Origin of the sequence: Lysinibacillus sp. NPDC094403 (assembly GCF_050278745.1) — a bacterium.
Classification (GTDB): Bacteria; Bacillota; Bacilli; order Bacillales_A; family Planococcaceae; genus Lysinibacillus.
Genome location: NZ_JBNNTL010000009.1, coordinates 130,994 through 151,462, shown reverse-complemented (window position 1 = coordinate 151,462; position 20,469 = coordinate 130,994). Strand labels below are relative to the sequence as shown.

At 38.6% G+C, this 20,469-nt stretch carries 16 protein-coding genes; 8 read left to right on the top strand and 8 right to left on the bottom strand.

Annotated features, from left to right (window positions below; translation table 11 throughout):
- Window positions 1-507 precede the first annotated feature (507 nt).
- The 4 genes from ACQKMV_RS15175 (at window position 508) to ACQKMV_RS15160 (ending at window position 5,163) form a co-directional block, all read left to right on the top strand.
- Window positions 508-1,182 (top strand): response regulator transcription factor, encoded by a 675-nt coding sequence (locus ACQKMV_RS15175; RefSeq protein ID WP_049666553.1) that lies wholly within the window; start codon window positions 508-510, stop codon window positions 1,180-1,182.
- The gene (locus ACQKMV_RS15170) at window positions 1,179-2,546 is read left to right on the top strand and encodes a sensor histidine kinase (protein WP_427504942.1); all 1,368 of its coding nucleotides are present in this window, start codon (window positions 1,179-1,181) and stop codon (window positions 2,544-2,546) included. The genes ACQKMV_RS15175 and ACQKMV_RS15170 overlap by 4 nt, the downstream gene beginning before the upstream one ends.
- Window positions 2,547-2,786: 240 nt before the next feature.
- Window positions 2,787-3,737, top strand: a complete 951-nt coding sequence (locus ACQKMV_RS15165) for an alpha/beta fold hydrolase (protein WP_427504951.1) — start codon at window positions 2,787-2,789, stop codon at window positions 3,735-3,737.
- A 487-nt stretch (window positions 3,738-4,224) separates the two neighbouring features.
- Complete coding sequence (locus ACQKMV_RS15160) at window positions 4,225-5,163, top strand: alpha/beta fold hydrolase (protein ID WP_427504940.1); 939 nt, start codon at window positions 4,225-4,227, stop codon at window positions 5,161-5,163.
- A 255-nt stretch (window positions 5,164-5,418) separates the two neighbouring features.
- On the opposite strand, the gene ACQKMV_RS15155 is transcribed toward ACQKMV_RS15160, so the two are convergent.
- From ACQKMV_RS15155 to ACQKMV_RS15140, 4 genes are all read right to left on the bottom strand, one after another.
- Window positions 5,419-7,080, bottom strand: a complete 1,662-nt coding sequence (locus ACQKMV_RS15155) for a b(o/a)3-type cytochrome-c oxidase subunit 1 (protein ID WP_427504939.1) — start codon at window positions 7,078-7,080, stop codon at window positions 5,419-5,421.
- Window positions 7,067-7,558, bottom strand: a complete 492-nt coding sequence (locus tag ACQKMV_RS15150) for a cytochrome c oxidase subunit II (RefSeq protein WP_427504938.1) — start codon at window positions 7,556-7,558, stop codon at window positions 7,067-7,069. The genes ACQKMV_RS15155 and ACQKMV_RS15150 overlap by 14 nt, the downstream gene beginning before the upstream one ends.
- A gap of 249 nt (window positions 7,559-7,807) precedes the next feature.
- The gene (locus ACQKMV_RS15145; RefSeq protein WP_268636764.1) at window positions 7,808-7,930 is read right to left on the bottom strand and encodes a hypothetical protein; all 123 of its coding nucleotides are present in this window, start codon (window positions 7,928-7,930) and stop codon (window positions 7,808-7,810) included.
- Between the two features lie 361 nt (window positions 7,931-8,291).
- Complete coding sequence (locus ACQKMV_RS15140) at window positions 8,292-8,747, bottom strand: chemotaxis protein CheX (RefSeq protein ID WP_427504936.1); 456 nt, start codon at window positions 8,745-8,747, stop codon at window positions 8,292-8,294.
- Between the two features lie 1,297 nt (window positions 8,748-10,044).
- On the opposite strand from ACQKMV_RS15140, the gene ACQKMV_RS15135 reads away from it, so the two are divergent.
- The 4 genes from ACQKMV_RS15135 (at window position 10,045) to ACQKMV_RS15120 (ending at window position 17,300) form a co-directional block, all read left to right on the top strand.
- Complete coding sequence (locus tag ACQKMV_RS15135; protein WP_427504934.1) at window positions 10,045-13,656, top strand: dynamin family protein; 3,612 nt, start codon at window positions 10,045-10,047, stop codon at window positions 13,654-13,656.
- 10 nt (window positions 13,657-13,666) lie between these two features.
- A complete protein-coding gene (locus ACQKMV_RS15130; protein WP_427504933.1) occupies window positions 13,667-14,476 on the top strand; it encodes a sulfurtransferase in 810 nt (269 codons plus the stop codon).
- Between the two features lie 359 nt (window positions 14,477-14,835).
- Window positions 14,836-15,666, top strand: a complete 831-nt coding sequence (locus ACQKMV_RS15125; RefSeq protein WP_427504932.1) for an MBL fold metallo-hydrolase — start codon at window positions 14,836-14,838, stop codon at window positions 15,664-15,666.
- Between the two features lie 431 nt (window positions 15,667-16,097).
- The gene (locus tag ACQKMV_RS15120) at window positions 16,098-17,300 is read left to right on the top strand and encodes an NAD(P)-dependent malic enzyme (RefSeq protein ID WP_427504931.1); all 1,203 of its coding nucleotides are present in this window, start codon (window positions 16,098-16,100) and stop codon (window positions 17,298-17,300) included.
- 65 nt (window positions 17,301-17,365) lie between these two features.
- On the opposite strand, the gene ACQKMV_RS15115 is transcribed toward ACQKMV_RS15120, so the two are convergent.
- The 4 genes from ACQKMV_RS15115 to gdhA form a co-directional block, all read right to left on the bottom strand.
- Window positions 17,366-17,833 (bottom strand): YIP1 family protein, encoded by a 468-nt coding sequence (locus ACQKMV_RS15115; protein WP_427504949.1) that lies wholly within the window; start codon window positions 17,831-17,833, stop codon window positions 17,366-17,368.
- Window positions 17,830-18,018, bottom strand: a complete 189-nt coding sequence (locus ACQKMV_RS15110) for a hypothetical protein (protein ID WP_427504953.1) — start codon at window positions 18,016-18,018, stop codon at window positions 17,830-17,832. Before ACQKMV_RS15110 ends, ACQKMV_RS15115 begins: the two co-directional genes overlap by 4 nt.
- A gap of 178 nt (window positions 18,019-18,196) precedes the next feature.
- Entirely contained in the window at window positions 18,197-18,883 is a 687-nt protein-coding gene (locus ACQKMV_RS15105) for a phosphoribosylaminoimidazolesuccinocarboxamide synthase (RefSeq protein ID WP_427504929.1), read from the bottom strand.
- Between the two features lie 179 nt (window positions 18,884-19,062).
- The gene (gdhA, locus tag ACQKMV_RS15100) at window positions 19,063-20,436 is read right to left on the bottom strand and encodes an NADP-specific glutamate dehydrogenase (protein ID WP_427504927.1); all 1,374 of its coding nucleotides are present in this window, start codon (window positions 20,434-20,436) and stop codon (window positions 19,063-19,065) included.
- Between the last annotated feature and the right edge of the window lie 33 nt (window positions 20,437-20,469).

The following is a 20,469-nucleotide window of genomic DNA, read 5'->3' as shown; positions in this document are numbered from 1 at the left end:
CGAACTGTTACAAGAAGCGACTGGTGAAGGCTTAAACGCTAAATATTTAGCAAACTATTTACAAGAAAAGTATACGAAGCTGTATCAGCTCTAAAGCCCAAAGCGATTTCTCGTAACAGAGAAATCGCTTTTCTAAAAGCAAAATGGTCAAGAAAATTGCTATGAATGTTGTGTCGCTTTCAATGAATGTGATTTTTGTTCCAGGCTACTCACTTTCGTTCAGGCAAAACCCTGTTCCTGTAAAATTTTAGCTATAAGTGTGGGTCTTATGCAAGTGAATTGTTTACACTTGGGACGTGGACAGAGGCACTTTAGCGCTTTTGTTCTTCTTCAGTAGCGCTGCATAAATGTCGATATCATAAGTTGTAGTAGTTATCTTGGAATTATCACGTAACGAGGGTGCATTTAATGATATTCCAGTCCTTAATTATAGGAAGAATAGGGGTAATTCAATTTAATTTATAGTATAATGATTATTTCAATAATTCGATGGAAAAGAGGGAACGGATGCCTACTATACTGGTTGCTGACGACGACGCGAACATTCGCGAACTCGTCTGTTTATTTCTACGCAACGACGGATTCGCTACAGTCGAAGCCGCGGACGGCAAGGAAGCACTGGCCATCTACACATCAACGCAAGTCGATCTTGTCGTGCTCGACATTATGATGCCGATTATGGATGGTTGGACGTTATGCAAGGAGCTCCGAAGGGCCAATCCTGATCTTCCGTTACTTATGCTGACTGCAAGGGGCGAAACATGGGAAAAAGTGAAAGGATTTGAACTTGGAGCGGATGATTATTTGACTAAACCATTCGATCCGTTGGAGTTGTCGGTTCGTGTTAAGGCACTATTGAAACGATTCCGAATTGGCTCCACGCAGAAAATCCAGTTCGGCAACGTCATCCTTGATCGACAGACCTATAAGGTGATGAGGGGGACGGAGTCGCTCACGTTACCGCTCAAGGAGTTCGAATTACTTTATAAGCTCGCCGGAACACCGGGGCAAGTCTATACGCGAGTGCAGTTGATCGATCAAATTTGGGGGATTGATTACGCTGGAGATGATCGAACGATAGACGTACATATTAAACGCTTGCGCGAACGATTCGCGACTACAGCCGATTTTCGTATCGAAACGGTACGTGGGCTTGGTTACCGCCTTGAGGTGCACGAATGATCAAATCTTTATATACACGCGTAGTCCTGATATTTCTAGTCTCCGTAATCGGGGGCACGATCATTGCTTTTTTTGTAGCAACTTGGGTATTTGAAGATAAATTAAACGAGAACCTGCAAATCCCCTTACTTAACTTTGGTCAGGACATCGCCCGGATTTATGAGACATTACCGTTAAGTGAAGCGAACACATTCGTAAGTGGAATGAATCAGCTCAAATCCTATCACATTCGAATTTATGAAGAAACGGGTCAGTTCCAGTCTTATGGAGCGCTTAATGGAGACAAACCTGCCACTGTGACGATGGAACAGGTGACAAAAGTACTGGGTGGGGAAATTGTTCAAGTCAATCCGAGTGGTGTTTCTACTGTTCTCTTAGGGATGCCGTTGACAACTGAAATGGGAACGAAAGCGATGTTTGTAGAACCGATCTCCCTCCCTTCCACCTCTTTTGTAATAAAGTGGATTTTGAACTTTTCAACCTATTCGTTGATAGCAGGAAGCCTATTGATTCTGGTTGCTGCCATGTTCCTAGTCAAACCAATCAAAAAGCTGACAAAAGCGACTAGACATATAGCAGGTGGAGATTTTAACGTTAAGCTGAATATTAAGCAAAAGGGTGAGCTAGGTACTTTAGCTCGCAGCTTCGAAGAAATGATGCACGATCTACAGCAACTTGAGCAGATGCGTAGGGATTTCGTATCGAATGTGTCGCATGAAGTTCAGTCGCCGCTTACCTCGATATCCGGTTATGCTTTAGCGCTCAAGCAAGTAAACCTCGCAGATAACGAGCGGACCCGTTATCTCGATATTATCATTGCTGAAGCAGATCGGATGTCCAAGCTGAGTGATAGCCTGCTAAAGCTGAGTTTGCTTGAATCGCAGTCACAGCAACTGCGGCTGGTCACGTTCAGCCTTGATGAACAGATCAGACGAGTCATCGTCGCTATCCAGCCGCAATGGTCGGCTCGCAACATCCGTTTCGAGCTCAATTTGAACGCTGTTCGCCTAATGGCTGATCATGATCAATTAAACCAAGTATGGACGAACATAATCGGCAATAGTATCAAATTTTCCAAAGATGGCGGAGTTATTAACATTAGCATCAAACAAGATATCAAAAATGTGACAGTCCGAGTATCCGACACTGGCATTGGTATTTCCTTAGAGGATCAGAAGCGTATATTTGAGCGGTTTTTTAAAGCTGATCGTTCCCATAGTCGTAAGTATGATGGCAGTGGTATGGGACTCGCCATCGTTAAACAGATCGTATCGCTTCATCAAGGCGACATCCGAGTGGAAAGCGTGCCTGGCCGAGGAACGACTGTCACTGTCACGTTGCCAATCACAACACCAGCAGAGTAATTAGATTCATGTTGTACATTCGAATTATTTAAACGTCCTCGTATTTCCCATGTTATGGCGTCATATGCAAACTTTCTTGCATGTGACGCCGTAACTTTTTTTGTTTGTTCATATTCCGTTCATATTGTTGTCATAGGGAGTACATCTTCGTCCTATAAGCTATCCTTAATGACCCATATAAGATGTCTAGTAAATAGATAAGAAAAGGAGAAGATGAGAGTGAAACTAAAAGAAGAGGTAATGAAAATGAGGATGGGTAAACCACTTATCTTTATACTTAAAGCAATAGGAGTTATAGCTATTGCAATAGTACTTTTTCTGGTCATTGTTTTTATTGTTAATATTGTCTGTAACAAATCGGAGCAAGAAAAAATAGAAACTTATGGTCAGTCTGTAACAGTAGACGGAAAAAATATGAATGTGTTAATTCAAGGAGAAGGTGAAGAAACCATCGTGCTCCTACCTGGCTATGGAACAGCGGCACCAGCACTTGATTTTAAGCTGCTCATCGATGAATTATCTCCATTTTACAAAGTTGTCGCGATTGAGCCTTTCGGATATGGATTAAGTGATGAAACCGATAAAGAACGAAGCACTGAGAATATTGTCAGTGAAATGCATGAAGCTTTACAGCAGCTTAATATTGACCATTTTACGCTAATGGGCCACTCCATTGCAGGTATCTATGGCCTTGATTATGTCAAAAAATATCCAAACGAAGTGAGTGCATTTGTAGGCATTGATACTAGTGTTTCTACACAAGGCGGTATGGATGTCAAATTTCCATTAAAAACATTCGCGTTTCTCGAAAAATCAGGTCTTTTGAGATTAATCAAGAAAGTAGGTACAGACCCCTATGCTGAACTAGTATTTGATGATCAAGCCAAAGAGCAAATGAAAATGATTTCAAATAAAAACTCGTATAATGCCACTACCTTGAATGAGATGGAACATATTTCTTCTAATTTTAAAAATGCTCAAAATTTAACATTCCCTAAAGATCTTCCGCTTCTTTTATATGTACAAGCAAATAATACGGACAGGGAAAATTGGGTATCACTGCATGAAGAGCAAGCTAAAGAGTCAATGTTTGGAAAAGTAATAACATTGGATGGATCACATTATTTACACCATAGTAAATTCAAAGAAATCGCTGAAAACTTTAGAGAATTTATGAAAGAATTAAAGTGAGTGCGAGAAAGGTCCCTGATATTATCCCACATTAAAACGGTCAGTAAGACGCCTGCCTCAAGTGGAAAGATGTAAATGAGTCAATTAGGTGGGCGATCAACGGAGCGTAAAAGCCCGATTGGTTCAACTAACAATCAATGTAGGATGAAGAAAACCCCCACTGATAGGAGTTTCACTTTATGCATACATCAAAGTGATATAAAGACCGCCCTTTAGGACGGTTTTTTCACTTTTTATTTATCAAAGCGAACCCGTTCGAAATTCATATTGCCTACCGTAGCATTTTTTTCTTGTTCATACTCTGTTCATATTATTGTCATAGGGGGTACATCTTCTTTATATAAGCTGTTCTTAATGGTTTGTGAAGGTAGCCGGAATACACTGATGTGGATAGAAGATACGAATAGAGAATGAAAAGGGAGGGGAGGCACGAGTACAGGTAGAAAACGAGCTACAATTGCCGCTCTACACCACTCGTGCAAAAAAAATGAAAAAAGCGTTTAACATTATAGTTAAATTATTAGGAGTTTTAGCTATAGCAATAGTACTTTTTCTAGCTATCGTTTTTATAGTGAATAAGGTTAGCAACAAATCGGAGCAAAGAAAAATAGAATCTTATGGTCAGTCTGTAACAGTAGACGGAAAAAATATGAATGTGTTAATTCAAGGAGAAGGCGAAGAAACCGTCGTGCTCCTACCTGGTTATGGAACAGCGGCTCCAGCACTTGATTTTGAGCCGTTAGTGAAAGAGTTGTCTCCTTATTACAAGGTCATCGTGATCGAGCCTTTTGGTTATGGACTAAGTGATGTAACGGAAAAGGAACGAATCCTGGAGAATATGGTAAATGAAATTCATGAAGCATTGCAGAGTCTAAACATTGACCGATATATTCTAATGGGCCACTCCATTTCAGGCATTTACGGCCTGGATTATGTGAATAAATATGAAAACGAAGTAAGTGCATTTGTCGGGATCGATAGCAGTGTTCCAACGCAGGGTGGTACGGATGATCCATTCCCATCAGGAACATATAAACTGCTCAAAAAATCAGGTTTCCTACGATTGTTAATGAAACTGAGCCCTGACCAATTGATTGCACCAACTGTAGATGATGAAACAAGAGAACAAATCAAAATCCTTACACTCAAAAACATGTTTAATCCGAACACCCTAAGTGAAGGCGAACATTTTAACCCTAATTTTAAAGCTGCTGAAAACTTGACCTTCCCCAAGAATCTTCCTGTTATTTTCTTTTTACAAGCGAATGATACCGAAACGGAAGGATGGATACCACTGCATGAAGAGCAAGTCAAAGATTCTGTACATGGAAAAGTGATAACATTTGAAGGAGGACATTATTTACACCATACCAGATCAAAGGAAATCGTTGAAAACTTCAGAGAATTTATGAAAGAAGTAAAGTGAATGTGCTGAGTAAGGTTCCTTCACGAATTTATCCCGCATTTACGGTCAGTAAGACGCTCACCTCAAGTGGAAAGATGAGAACGAGTAGAAGCCCGACGCCTCCAGGAAAGCGCCCAGTCGGAACTGAAATCAACCACTCGTTTTTGCTGAAAAGCTATACTTTATTATGACACCTTTATTGCATTTTTTTTCAGCAAAGTAAAAAGCGATTTCTCAGCTAGAGAAATCGCTTTTTTATGAAGATGCAAAACATTGTTACCAAAGCTTATAGCCTTTAGAGCCAGGAGGGGAGTTAGAAATAATATCGATAATTGGAATAGTATAAGCAAATAAAATTAATGCTACTAAAATAACAAGCCATACTTTGAAGTTCTCTAAGATAGCTGGTGTCGTACCACCGTTTTCATGTACTTCACCAACTGGGAATTCCTCTTCGCCTTTTGGTGCAAACCATGCTAATTTCACCACAATATAAATTATGAGTAAGATAGCGATGAATAGGATTGTGCCACCAACAGCTTGTGCGATTTGATAAGGAATCCAATCATAAGCTTGTTGAGCACCGCCATACTCAGAGTAATCGGATCGACGAGGTGCACCGATTAGACCAGCGATATGCATAGCTGTAGACATAATTGTCATACCAGTAGCCCATAAAACAGCTGCAAAATTACCAAGATTGTTTAAAGGTTTAGTCAGTGTGCGACCTGTTAAATGTGGAATTAACCAAAATGCCGCACTGAAATAAGTTAATACGACTGTTGTTGCAATTGTTAAATGGAAATGTCCTGTAACCCAAATGGTATTATGGATTAATTGGTTCATTTGGTAAGAAGCATTGATGATACCGCCTGCGCCACCAGGAATAAATGCTACCATACCGATAAATGGCACGAAGAAACGAGCATCTTTCCAAGGTAATTTTTTAAACCAGCCGTAAAGTCCTTTGCCACCTAATTCACGACCACGTAATTCAAACATTGCAAACATCGAGAAGGCAGTCATTAAGGATGGTACGATTACGGCAAATGTTAAAACAACTTGTATGAATTTCCATGTGCCAGTAATACCTGGCTCTGTTAATTGGTGATGAATCCCAACTGGAACAGAGAAAATTAAGAATAGCATAAATGAAAGTCTTGCTAAAGAATCAGAGAAAATTTTTCCGCCAATAACCTTCGGAATAATGACATACCAAATCATGTAAGCTGGTAGTAACCAGAAGTACACAAGAGCATGGCCAAAATACCAGAATAATGTACGGGATAGTGCTACGTCAACACGCTCGATAAAGCCTAAGGACCATGGAAGTAGCTGGAATAGAACAGAAACAGCTACACCTAGAGTTGCTACGAACCACATTAAATTATTGACAACAACCATAAATGATAGAAGTGGGCTTCGTTGTCCGCTTCCTTTGTTTTCTTTACGCCACTGTGCATATCGTAAAATTTGGCCAGCGCCGCCAACCCAAGAACCAACAACGACTAATGTAAGGCCAAAATAGAATATCCAGTGAGCTTTTAGTGGAGCATAGAACGTATATAAAACAGATGCTTCGTTAAGTAGAACCATTATTGCAGCAGCTGCTGTACCGATAGTCATTAACCAGAAGCCAATCCAGCCAAGGCGACGTTGACCAGCTGTAAAAGTCCCTGACGTACGGCTAACACTGGCGATTTGGAAACCAAAAATAAAGAAAGTTGTTAAAATAAGACCGAGTAAAACGCCATGTACAGTTAAAACTTGATAGTAACCAATGCCTGCTGGTAATGTAAATTGACCAGAACGAACAAAAACTTGTAATAAACCTGCGAGACCTCCTAATAACAATGCGATGAATGCCACATAAATATGTGCCATCGCTAGCTTCGCATCACGACGATCCACTTTTGTCAAATTATTATTTAGACTCATTTGGCTTCACCACCTTTAGCATAGAGTGCATCATCGTATGTCCTGTACCACAGTATTCATTACATACGATTAAAAACTCTCCTTCTTTATTTACTGTAGTTACATATTCAGAAACGTAACCTGGTTCAAGCATCATATTAATATTTGTACCTGCAACTTCAAAACCGTGCATTACATCTGCACTTGTTGCGATAAATTTCACCTTAGCTCCTAGTGGAACTTCAATTTCTGGAGGATTGTAATTAAATGCTGATGCTAAAACAACCACTTCATAATCCCAATCCTTACCTTCTACTTTATGAACACCAGGATTATCGAAGGGGGCAAATTCTTTTACTTTCTCATAATCTAGTGTTTTTTTACCATTGTTCGGATGTGAGCCTTGATGGAATGCACCGATGCCGAGAATGATAAGGAATGCTACTAAAGTAGCAACTCCAAACACAAGCCAATATTTTTCATACTTATGTAAGTGCATATGTCTCTGTCCTTTCTTAGTAGAATCAATTATGCCTTGGCATAATTGCGTCCGGAATCGGTTTTGTGCTTAGGCCTGCAGATGTCTTTTGCGCGAAAGCGTAGCGGCAGCAGCACCGATGCATGTCAGTTAGCCGTTATCGCATGGATGCGATGATCTTAGGCTAACATCCTATATTGAACTCCTTTCCGATTCCGTGTCATCCGCCGGAGGCTTTAATTTCTTTCAGTGGAAACCCGCTGAAAGAAGTTAAAAACGATTCATGAACAAATCGAAGCAGTACACCCAAAGTAAGATAATAATGATTCCTACTCCAAATACTGCATAGAGTGAACCTTTTAAATTCTCATCTGACTTTTTTTTATTTGCCATTTTTGCTCCTCCTACGCTTTTATTGTGTCTTTCTAATTGCCATGATATCTAAATAAATTTCATTTTGATGTGAAAAAAATCACACATCTTGCTGGGATTTGTGAAATATATGTGAAAAATTGAGGGGGGAATAAAAAATAGCCACCTCAATAGTCATTGAGATGGCCACTTATGCGTTGAAATTGGGGTAATTTTTATTAAAATTTCTTATTTTTCAAGAAATTTTACTATTTGAAATTTAGACCTGAGCCTTATGGGGCATCCACTGTTACTTAATGCGAATGACAAAAGCTCGATCATAAATGTTAAATGTATTGGCATAGGATATATCATTTGGTACAGTCTGGTATTCTAGAAAACTCTATTCTTCTTCAATTGTTAAAAGAACTTTCAGTGCACCAAGGTTTGGAATTGTAACAGGGAGTATAAATGCCTTATCAAAGCCGTATAACTTTGTATTGCCAACCATTACTGTTGGCGGTGTGATATCGATTTCTAAGCTTTCTTGTCCTACGGTTGTACATAAATTTCCTGCAATCATATTTCCAAATTCCCCTGTGAAGGATTCCAACATTTCCCCCTCAAGAGGCATACCAAACATAGTATTACCGATGCCACTAAATATTTCAGGAGAGGAATCAATGATTACACGGCCCTTTAAATCTCCTATTAAACCAATTAAAACACCCATTTGCTGTTGTTGAAATGGTTCAGAAATAATACTAGGCGTTTTCACCTCTATATCCATAGGTAGAATCGATTTTAAAGCGTGAATTGTCCCGTTTAAAATAGTTTGAAAGTGCTTCGAATTACTCATCATTACCGCATCCTTTTTCCGACTTTTCTACATCTTACCATGTTAAATGGGTAAGATGAAAGTATGTCTTGACGAATTAGTGGGAAATTTATATTATATTAATGAGAATGATTTTCAAAATCAATGAATTGACGTTTCAGTCTATTTTTAAATACAAATTTTTATTAAAAAGGAGCGGTTAGCGATGACATTCGTATTCATTGGAGCGACAGTGCTTATTTATATTGGAGTGGGGAAACACGTCATGAAACAGGCGACTGCACATTTAAAATAAGAGAATATCGATAATGATAATATTCATACTAGTAGAGCATGGTCCGAGTAATTTTGGGATTATGCTTTTTTTATATGAATAATATTTATTTATCTTTATGCAATCATATTATGTATGAAGGGCTAGTTTACGCAAAGCAACATAGAGAGGGCCGTGAAACACCAAACTAAATTTTCTTTACCTTAAAATATGAAGAAAATTATTATTTGCATAGTTGTGCATCTATTTTGCAATAGAAATTAGTAGTTTATTAGAAAAATAATAGCCTATCAAATTAAGGATGATGACATTTGTTAAAACGTATGCAATACATAAGTTGATCTTCGTTCCGACTGGGCGACTCCTTGGGGACCAGCAATAGAGGAACGAAGGCTGAAACCATCACATCCTGTGATAACACCTTCGTGACCAACATCGGTGCTGTTGCTGTCGCTACGTTGCACTACGCTTTCGCACAGACAAAAACACTTTGCTGCAGCTACGTTAACACTACGCTTTCGCGCAAAAGACATCTGTTGGCCCGACGCCCATAGGAAGCTCTGCTCTGCGCGAAGTGAAGCGGCAGTGATAAAAGCGCCCAGTCGGATCGGAAACAAACCCCACGTTTTGATAGTGAGCCCAAATAATGCTTTAATTTATTTGTTAAACAGGACGATATGGATGAATATGGCGTCTGAAACCCCGATATCTATGCTTTTCAAAGTAAATTAGTGTTATACATTGCGTGTCGAATAAGGTAGAATATTATTTATGACTATCTTCATTCATAAAAACTACTTCCTCTGAAGTGGTAAGATGAATGCGGATATAGTTCCTTTCCAAACAAGACTAAATAGAAGAACTCAGTCTAAGAACGCCACGTCCTGTGGCAACGACTGAGTGACCAACATCGTGTTGGCCTAATGCCTCCGGCGGATGTCACGGATTTTTAAAGGAATGAATTGTGCTCGCACAATTCAAAATCCGGACGCAATTACGCCAAGGCGAAATTGATTAATATGAATAAAGGGGTTACTGGTTTTTATGAATGATTTTGAACAACAGTTGGAGGCGCTATTAAAGCAAGCGTCGTTACAATACATAATTTATCAGCATAATGGTGATACAGAGCGTATGGATAAGACATCACTTTTTGCACGTAAAATACAGCAAAAAGAATATGTTATTGGCTTTGCAGGCCATTTCTCTGCTGGTAAGTCGAGTATGATTAACGCATTATCAGGTGAAGATTTACTTGCGGCAAGCCCTATTCCAACGAGTGCCAATATCGTCAAAGTCCATAAATCAGATGAAGACTTTGCGGTTGTCTATATGCACAATGAAAAGCCTGTAAAATTTGAAGCAGGCTATGATTTTAAAACAGTTAAAGAGCTTAGTAAAAATGGGGATCTAGTGTCACAAATTGAAATTGGTCATAGCACATCGACATTACCACTAGGCGTTACAGTTATGGATACACCAGGTGTCGACTCGACAGATGATGCACACCGAATGTCCACAGAGTCAGCCCTTCATATTGCTGATATCGTATTTTATACAATGGACTACAATCACGTGCAATCGGAATTGAATTTTCAATTTACAAAGCAATTAATGAAATACAATCCAAACGTTTATTTAATCGTTAACATGATTGATAAGCATAATGATAATGAATTAAGCTTTGAGGATTTTAAAGCAACAGTTCACAACTCCTTTGCAGCTTGGGGAGTTGTACCAAAGGGCATATTTTTCACTTCATTAAGAGAGCCTGAGCTCCCATATAACGATTTTGAGGCTGTAAAGAAAATCGTTATGGATAGTATGAACGATTGGCAGGATCAACTAGTACAGACTTCATCAAATACGCTGCGTTTATTACAAAGTGAGCATGATAATTATTTAACGGAAGAAAGACAAGATAGTTTAGACATCGATGAAGATGTATTAAGTGCCGATGACTGGGCAAACCATAAAGATATTTTAGAGCAGTACAATAAGTTAAATCGTCAAGTTGAATTGTTCTCGGTCGAAGCATGGAATGAAACGTTCGAAGAGCAACGTAAAGAACTACTTGCGAATGCAGCCATTATGCCAGCAGATTTACGTGATAAACTACGTCTGTATTTAGAGAGCCAGCAGGATGGTTTCAAGGTAGGGGGCTTATTTACCGCTAAGAAAAAAACAGAGGAAGAGCGTAACCGCCGTAAAGAGGATGCCTATATTGCCTATCAAAATGTTGTACATGCACAGATTACTGGACATTTAAAAGGGCTAATGAAAAAGGTGTTAAAGGATGTTGGTGCATTAAATGAAGAACGTGCTACAGCTATTGATGCCTATGCCTTTGAATTACCATTCTCACTTATTGAGCAGCAGATACAAGTTGGTGCTATATTAACTGGAGATGCCGTTCTAAACTTCGCAAACCGTGTGGCAGAGGCAACAAAACGCTACTTCATCCAGGAAACAGATAATTGGAAGGATGCGCAAGCAACAACTTTAGAAGCGGTGGCTACTGAAACAGCTGCTCCATCTAAATTAAAAATGGCAGGGATGCAGGAGAAAGTTGATGCCATTCAGGCAGTACTTGAAATTGAGGGCTATCAGGAATATAGTGCAAGTATTATGCATCAGGCAAGCAATGAAATACGTCAACTAGCAAATCAACAGCTTACAAATTGGGATCATGCCTTTAAGCAAGATTTAGCTGATATTCGATTATTTGATGAATCGATGTTAAAGCCAAAAGAGGTAGTGTTACAACAAGAAGAGGCTCAGCAAGCAATTAGTGCAACTAGCCTTCCAATTGAAGGTGTAGTTAAGCGTGCACTTCATACGGCAAATGCTGTAAAAGACGTACAAGGCTTTGCTGAAGTAGCAACTTACTTAGAAAATAAAGTAGAACGATTACAGAAAAAGGATTTCACAATCGCGCTGTTCGGTGCATTTAGTGCAGGGAAATCCTCGTTCTCTAATGCGTTAATGGGTGCCAAAGTTTTACCTGTATCACCAAACCCTACAACAGCAGCTATTAATAAAATTCGTCCTGTGACACCAGAGCATCCGCATGAAACAGCAGATGTATTGTTAAAAACAGCTGACCAAATGCTAGAGGATATTCAAGCTTCATATGCAGCAGTTGGTTTATCGGTTTCTTCTTTAGAAGAAGCGTTTAATCGTGCAGATGAGGGACTTGCGGTCCAACTATCAGATGAACGCTTAAATGTGCATAAATCATTTATTCGAGCATATAAAGAAGGATTCCCAACATTTAAGTCTGAGCTTGGAAAAGTATTACGTGTTAACCGTGAAGAGTTCGAAAAATTTGTGGCGCAGGAAAATAAATCATGCTTTGTCGATAATATTGATTTCTATTATGATAGTCCGTTAACACGCATGGGTGTGACACTTGTTGACACACCAGGAGCAGATTCTATTAATGCGCGTCATACAGGTGTTGCGTTTGAATATATTCGTAATGCTGATGCAATCTTGTTTATTACTTATTATAATCATGCTTTTGCTAAAGCTGACCGTGAGTTTTTAATCCAGCTAGGGCGTGTGAAGGATGCTTTTGAACTTGATAAGATGTTCTTTATCGTCAATGCAATTGATTTAGCGACTACAGAAGAAGAACAGGAAGATGTAAAAGGCTATGTCCGTTCAGAGCTACAACGCTTTGGTATTCGTTTCCCTCGACTGTACGGTGTGTCAAGCTTATTGGCATTAAAAGAAAAAGTAGAGGGTGCTGATTTAACATCAGGTATGCCACCTTTCGAAGAAGACTTCCACACATTCTTAAATGATGAATTAAGTGCATTGGCTGTTCAGGCACTCGCAGAGGAAGTCGATAAAACGGAACAACGTTTAGGTGACTTAATTGCACAAACAGAAGACAACTTAAAGCGTAAGGATGAGCGTTTAGAAGAATTAACAACTCTTGAACAGCATATAAAATCGAAGTTTAATTCGCTTAATACAAGTATGTTAGAAAGTGAAACGAAGCAAGAACTTGATGAATTACTGTATTATGTTCTTCAACGTGTATATTATCGTTACCCAGAGTTCTTTAAGGAAGGCTACAATCCGTCAACATTTGCAGCAATGCCAGCTCAGCAAGCATTAGAACATGCTTTAAAGGAAGTAATGCAAAGTTTACGATTTGACTTTACACAAGAAATGCGTGTAACAAACTTCCGTTTATCACAGTTTATTAGTAAGAAGATGCAACTGCGCTTTAAAGATGAGGTACGTGAGCTCAAAGAATTAAACCGTAGCTTCTCATTCTTAGCGTTTGAATCTTCTGAGCCAGATTTACTTGATTTTGAAGGACCATTTACAGATATCACGAAATATTCAGGTGTGAAATCACACTTCCGCAATCCAAAGGCATTCTTTGAGAAGAATGAAAAAGTGAAGCTAAGTGAGGCACTAGAGGTATTAACAAAACCAGATGCGCAAGATTATTTAGATTCACAGAAAGTATCTCTCATGACATGGGCTATTACCTATATTGCTGAGGAAGCGGAGAAATTACGTCTACACATTTACCATCAGGCACTTGAACAGATTGCAACGGAAAGACTTGCACTTCAGGAAGAAAGTCGATTAGCTTCTTGGAAATCTATTTACGCTCAATTACAATACGCATGAGGTGATTCATTTGGGAAAAGTATTCAAATCAGTTGAGGAAATTCAGTTAGATGGAGTCCGTTTCGTAGATGCTCGTTTTGATTTACAAAAAAAAGAGGCAGGTTATAAAATATTTGAAGAGGGTCATGCACCAGGAGCAATTTATATCGATCTAGAGCAGGATCTATCAGATATGGGGTCCAGCGATGGTCGCCATCCTATGCCAAATAAGGAAAAGCTATCGGCAGTATTTCAAGGATTAGGATTAAACTACGAGGATCAAATTGTCGTTTACGATCAAGGAGCTGCACCATTTGCACCACGTGCTTGGTGGATGCTGACATATGCGGGCTTTCCAAATGTAGTGATTGTGAATGGTGGCGCACCTGCTCTCGAGGAAAAAATATCTTTCACAAAAGACATTATAAAATATCCACCGACTACGATTGAATTTGTTTGGCGAGATGAGCTGTATGCTCCACGTGAAGTAGTTAAAACCATTGTAGATGGAGAAGTCGAAGCGACGTTGCTAGATGCACGTGCCGCAGCTCGCTACCGTGGTGAGATGGAGCCTCTTGATTTGGTAGCTGGGCATATTCCAACTGCGAAAAACTTTGACTGGGAGCAATTAAAGTCAGATGGTCATTTGCAAGCCAATGATGAGTTACGCAGCAAAGTTGCACGCGACGAGCACGTTGTTGTGTATTGCGGCAGCGGTGTTACAGCATCACCATTGTATGCAGTCCTAGCAGATGAAGGTTATGAAAATATTCAACTGTATGTAGGCAGCTATAGTGACTGGATTACACAATATGATGTAGAAAAAGGGACAAATGAATAAATGATTGAAGAAGAAACGCTCACTTTGGTGAGCGTTTTTTTCTTTGAGTGGAAAGGGGAGTAATAGCCAAGGTTACGGATAGAAAGGCAAGAGCGGCGGAAAGAAGAGCCAAAACGACGGATAGAAATCCAAAATCGTGGATAGCCCGCCAGAGCGAGTAATTATGAAACAATATATGTGGATTGTACCCCTGCTACAGCAAGCTGGACTTTTTAATGAGTGAAAATACGATGCCATGGTCTCTCTATTAATACTGAGAGTTTAAATAGTAATCATCAATCGATGAGAGTTGTTATGTATTCATAAAATGACTGGTTATTCATTTTGTGCTACACTTTTTTACAAAGGGGTGAAAAAGTGTGTTTAAACGAGAGAAAAGTATAGAGATTCAACAAAATCGTGATGTGCAATGTGCTCACGGTAAAGTGGCAGTTCATGGTATTGGTATGAGTGTTTTTAGCTTTTTTGTAGATGGGTTACTAATTGATACAGGTTCATACTCGCTTTCGCAGGAGTTCCAATCCTTTTTTAACGAAATACCGTTTGAACAATTGGCGCTCACTCATTCTCATGAGGATCATTCAGGAAATGCAGCATGGATTCAGCAACATAAGAGTGTACCTATCTATGTTCACCGTGATTCGGTGAGCCTTTGTGCGCAAGATGGAGAGTATCCTTTATATCGACAGGCATTATGGGGTGAGCGACCAGCATTTATTGCCCAACCGTTAGGCGATACATTGCAAACAAAATCAGCTACATGGGATGTGATCGAAACACCAGGGCATACGACAGATCATGTATCATTTTATAATCGAGAAACAGGTGCTATGTTTACAGGTGATTTGTATATACAAACGAAAACTAAGGTTGTCCTTGATGAAGAAAATATCGTACATACCTTGGCTTCTTTAAAGAAAATATTAAACTATGATTTCGAGGTAGTGTATTGTTGTCATGCAGGCTTTCTAGCGGATGGTCGAGCGAAAATACAAGAAAAAATTGCTTATTTAGAAGATATGGAGAGTAATATAAGGCAATTATTTTATAAAGGTTATTCGGAAGAAGAAATTACTAAATCAATATTTCCTCGTGATTACCCGATTACAAAAGTATCAGGGGAACAGTGGTCATCCAAGCATATTATCACCGCATTTATAAATCAATTTACGCAAGAGTCCTTAAAATAAGGGCTCTTTTTTGTTGATTAACGTAATTCTGCATAGGAATCGAAGGAAGGGAAAAAAAGAATACTTTTATCTACATAATAAAAACTTTGTGAAAAAATGTGAAGGAAATGTGACGAATCTAGATGAAATAATGGATACGCTTACATTAGTTTGTGAAAAATTTCTCATTTACATAAGAAAAATACTATGTGAAAAGTTGAACAGGTTTAATGGCGGTAATTGTACGTTCTTTTAAAAGGAAATCGGTGCTAAGATTATACTAAAATAATTGATTGTGAAATAAATAACAAAATAAAAAAGTTGATTAGACGATTATAAATGGCGCTATTTCGAAGAAAAAATAAAATTGACAGAAAATTCGTTGACTTTACTTTCACAAAGTATTATGATTCTGGAATATATAATAATTCAGATGAAAAGGATGGGATCGAATGGACGTTATGAAAAAGGCTTTAGAAATGCACGAGTATTATAGTGGAAAATTAGAGGTGATTTCTAAGGTACCTGTGCAAGATTCATATGATCTAAGTCTTGCGTATTCTCCAGGGGTTGCTGCGCCTTGTATTGAGATTGAAAGAAATCCTTCACTTGTTTACGACTATACAATGAAAGGTAATATGGTGGCTGTTGTTTCAGATGGTACTGCGGTATTAGGATTAGGAGATATTGGTCCGAAGGCGGCATTACCAGTAATGGAGGGAAAGGCTATTTTATTAAAGCGTTTTGCCAATGTTGATGCTTTTCCTATTTGTTTAGATACGAAGAATACGGATGAAATCGTCAGCATTGTGAAGGCGCTTGCTCCAACTTTTGGTGCTGTAAATTTAGAAGATATCTCAGCGCCAAGGTGCTTTGAAATTGAAGATCGTCTGCGCCAAGAATGTGATATTCCTATATTCCATGATGATCAGCATGGAACGGCGATTGTTGTAGGTGCAGGGATGATTAATGCCAATCGTATTGTGAAAAAAGATGTGGCAACGATGAAGGTCGTCATTAATGGTGCAGGAGCAGCGGGTATTGCTATTTTACGTATTCTTGTGCAAATGGGCTATAAAAATATTTATATGTGTGATACAAAAGGTCTCATTTATGAAGGTCGCGCTGAAGGTATGAACCCAATTAAAGAAACGGTTGCCCATTTAACAAATCCAGAAAAATTACATGGCACATTGGAAGATGCCCTTAAAGGCGCTGATGTCTTTATCGGCGTATCAGTTGCCAATTTATTAACAGAAGCACATATTGCTTCAATGAATGATAATCCAGTCGTGTTTGCACTAGCAAATCCAAATCCTGAAATTACGTATGAAAACGCAAAGGCATGGGGTGTTCGTGTTATGGGGACAGGACGCTCAGATTATCCAAATCAAATTAACAATGTGCTTGCTTTCCCTGGTATTTTCCGTGGGGCATTAGATGTCAGAGCAACAGATATTAACGAGGCGATGAAGATAGCCGCAGTGGAAGCGATTGCCTCACTTGTAAGTGATGAAGAATTAACGGAGGAATACATTGTACCTAAATCATTAGATGAGCGGGTTGTTGAAATCGTTTCGCAAGCGGTAAGTGGTGCAGCTGTTGAGTCAGGTGTGTCGGAGCTATTCCAACAAAATACAGTGCTTTCGGTTTAATCTACTTTACTTATACAAGTGAATCAAAAAAATCTCCCACTCTCATATAGAGAGGGGAGATTTTTTTACATCGTTCCGAAAAAAATACCGAAAACGAAAATGAGAACAATAATCAGAATAAAGATTAAGACAAAGAAAATAATGCTTGGAATTAAGATTGTAAAGAAGGCCATCCAATTGGATATTTGATGTGCCTCTGCAACAACCCCTACAGTAATGACGATTGCCCAAATTCCAATCGCAATTGTTAATAAAGTGGCAAGCCAAAAAATCCAAGGGTAAGGTCCAGCGAAGTTAGGATCCATTAAAGACTCAGGTGATGTAAATAACCAAATTAAATAAAAAGGAATAAGTACAATAAAAGGAATAGCATTTAAACTTAGCCCTTTAAATAAGTGTGAGTACTTAGCTGTTCCTTTAAAGAGTTTACCGAACAGCCAAGTGACTAGTGCAGCAAAAGCCGTACCGATTATTCCTGAAATTGGAGATAGAATAACACATAGTAGTATGATGAGCCAAGGAGACCAGTCTATAAAAGATATCCTACAATAAGGTCTGAAAGTGTAACACCAATATAACCAATTGACATAAGAAGAATCGCAAAGCCTATTGATTTTTCTTCTATCATGTAACGGGCTGTTTTCTTTGGATGCAACCAAATAGACAAAAATGGATTAACCTTTAGCCTTTCTTGTGATGTTTCATTAAAGTCATCCATTAAATTACCTCCAAAATAATAGTATAAATACATTAAGCGTATAAATAGTATACGAATAATCCAATGGAAAGTTTCGAAAGAAAAAAATTATTTTACTAACAAAAAAGAGCCGCAAGTAAGCGACTCTTCTTGATTATTCGTATTTAGTCAGACGTGGCATATTAATCGAATGGATTTTTTATTCAGCTAACATAATTTTTTCAAGTTCTAATGGTTCAATGTATTGTTCGCCTTTGTAAGCGCGCATATTACCACCTGAAATTTCATCTATTAATAAAATTTCGTTTGTTTTAGCATCGCGACCAAATTCTAATTTAATATCATAAAGTGTCAACTCTTTTTTGGCAAGCTCTGCAGCAACAAATTTAGCAATTTCAATTGTACGTTGCTTTAAAATTGCGTATTCTTCGTGTGTTAACAGGTTTAACATTGCTAAAGCATCTTCAGAAATAGGAGGATCTAATCGATCGTCATCTTTGATGGTAACTTCTACAAAAGAATCTAAGTCTTGTCCTTCTTTCACGTAAGCACCATAGCGACGTAGGAAAGAGCCTACTGCCTTGAAGCGGCAAATGACCTCTAAACCTTTACCGAAAACAGTTGCAGGCTTTACCGTCATTGTTGCATCGTTGAAGTTTGCATCAACATAGTGAGTAGGAACACCTTGTTCGTTTAGTTTTGAGTAGAAATAAGAAGTTAAGCGAAGTCCAGCTAAACCAGCACCGTCGATTGTTAATCCGACAGTATTAGCACCTGGGTCGAATACGCCGTTTTCACCAGTTACATCATCTTTAAATTTTAATAAATAATGACCATCTTCTAATTGAAACACATTTTTCGTTTTACCTGTATACAATAATTCCACAAAAAACCCTCCAATATTTCGTAGTACTTCATTATTATAACACGAATGTTTTAAATATTTAATAGTAAAAATGTTCGTTTTAAGCAATATTTTTTGTGTTTTTTAACTCTGTTTCTAACTAAAAACAAGATGATAACGAATATTTGTTATCATCTTGTGAAAGGGATTTTAAATTGTTATTAATAAACGCCTTCAGCTAGCATACCATCAGCAACTTTTATGAAGCCGGCGATGTTCGCGCCAACTACAAGGTTCCCAGGGTAACCATATTTTTCAGCAGCTGCTTTACTGTCCGCGTAAATGTTTTTCATAATTTCATGTAATTTAGCATCTACTTTTTCAAATGACCAGAATACGCGACTAGAATCTTGCGCCATTTCAAGAGCAGATACAGCAACACCTCCGGCATTAGCAGCTTTAGCTGGACCGAATAATACGCCCGCATTTAAGAATTCGTTAATTGCTTCAAGGTCTGATGGCATGTTTGCACCTTCACCAATAGCTTTCACACCGTTAGAGATTAAAGTACGAGCTGAATCGCCATTAATTTCATTTTGAGTAGCGCATGGAAGGGCGATGTCACAAGGAATAGTCCAGATACCAGTGCAGCCTTCTGTAAATGTAGCATTAGGACGATAGTTTAAGTAAGTGGAGATACGATCGCCTTTTACTTCTTTAATTTCTTTAATTGCAGCAAGATCTAAACCTTCTGGATCGTAAACATAGCCTGAAGAGTCAGAGCAAGCAACGACTTTTGCGCCATAGGCTTGTGCTTTTTCAATTGCATATGTTGAAACGTTACCAGAGCCAGAAACTACAACTGTTTTACCCTCAAATGAATCGTTGGTGTCTTTAAGCATTTCTTTTACAAAATATACAGTACCATAACCAGTTGCCTCTTTACGGGCTAAAGAACCACCGTAGCCAGGAGTTTTACCAGTTAATACACCAGATTCGTTTGCTTTTGTTAAACGCTTATATTGACCCCATAAATAGCCTACTTCTCGAGCTCCAACACCGATATCACCTGCTGGAACATCGACATCTGGACCAATATGGCGGTATAATTCAGTCATGAATGCTTGACAGAAACGCATGATTTCCGAATCTGATTTACCTTTAGGGTCGAAGTTTGATCCACCTTTACCACCACCGATTGGTTGGCCTGTTAAAGCATTTTTAAAGATTTGTTCAAATCCTAAGAATTTGATAATTGATTCATTTACGGAAGGGTGGAAGCGAAGACCGCCTTTATATGGCCCCATTACATTGCTGTATTGCACACGGTAACCACGGTTTACGTGAACTTGATTGTTATCATCTTGCCAAGCTACACGGAAAGAAATGATACGATCTGGCTCAACGATACGAGATAGGATATTGGCTTTAATATATTCAGGGTGTTGTGCAAATACAGGCACTAATGAAATGAAAATTTCTTCAGCTGCTTGTAAGAACTCCGCTTGATAACTATTTTGTTGTTTAAGTTGCTCGAATACACCATCAACGTATTCTTTTGCTAATTGGTCGTTGCTTACAGTTATAGTTGTCATAGTAAAAAACCTCCAGTTATTTGATATGTGTAT

Coding starts and splice junctions, on each gene's coding strand:
- ACQKMV_RS15175 (WP_049666553.1), top strand. CDS start 508: ATGCCTACTATACTGGTTGCTGACGACGACGCGAACATTCGCGAACTC.
- ACQKMV_RS15170 (WP_427504942.1), top strand. CDS start 1,179: ATGATCAAATCTTTATATACACGCGTAGTCCTGATATTTCTAGTCTCC.
- ACQKMV_RS15165 (WP_427504951.1), top strand. CDS start 2,787: ATGAAAATGAGGATGGGTAAACCACTTATCTTTATACTTAAAGCAATA.
- ACQKMV_RS15160 (WP_427504940.1), top strand. CDS start 4,225: ATGAAAAAAGCGTTTAACATTATAGTTAAATTATTAGGAGTTTTAGCT.
- ACQKMV_RS15155 (WP_427504939.1), bottom strand. CDS start 7,080: ATGAGTCTAAATAATAATTTGACAAAAGTGGATCGTCGTGATGCGAAG.
- ACQKMV_RS15150 (WP_427504938.1), bottom strand. CDS start 7,558: ATGCACTTACATAAGTATGAAAAATATTGGCTTGTGTTTGGAGTTGCT.
- ACQKMV_RS15145 (WP_268636764.1), bottom strand. CDS start 7,930: ATGGCAAATAAAAAAAAGTCAGATGAGAATTTAAAAGGTTCACTCTAT.
- ACQKMV_RS15140 (WP_427504936.1), bottom strand. CDS start 8,747: ATGAGTAATTCGAAGCACTTTCAAACTATTTTAAACGGGACAATTCAC.
- ACQKMV_RS15135 (WP_427504934.1), top strand. CDS start 10,045: ATGAATGATTTTGAACAACAGTTGGAGGCGCTATTAAAGCAAGCGTCG.
- ACQKMV_RS15120 (WP_427504931.1), top strand. CDS start 16,098: ATGGACGTTATGAAAAAGGCTTTAGAAATGCACGAGTATTATAGTGGA.
- ACQKMV_RS15110 (WP_427504953.1), bottom strand. CDS start 18,018: ATGGATGACTTTAATGAAACATCACAAGAAAGGCTAAAGGTTAATCCA.
- gdhA (WP_427504927.1), bottom strand. CDS start 20,436: ATGACAACTATAACTGTAAGCAACGACCAATTAGCAAAAGAATACGTT.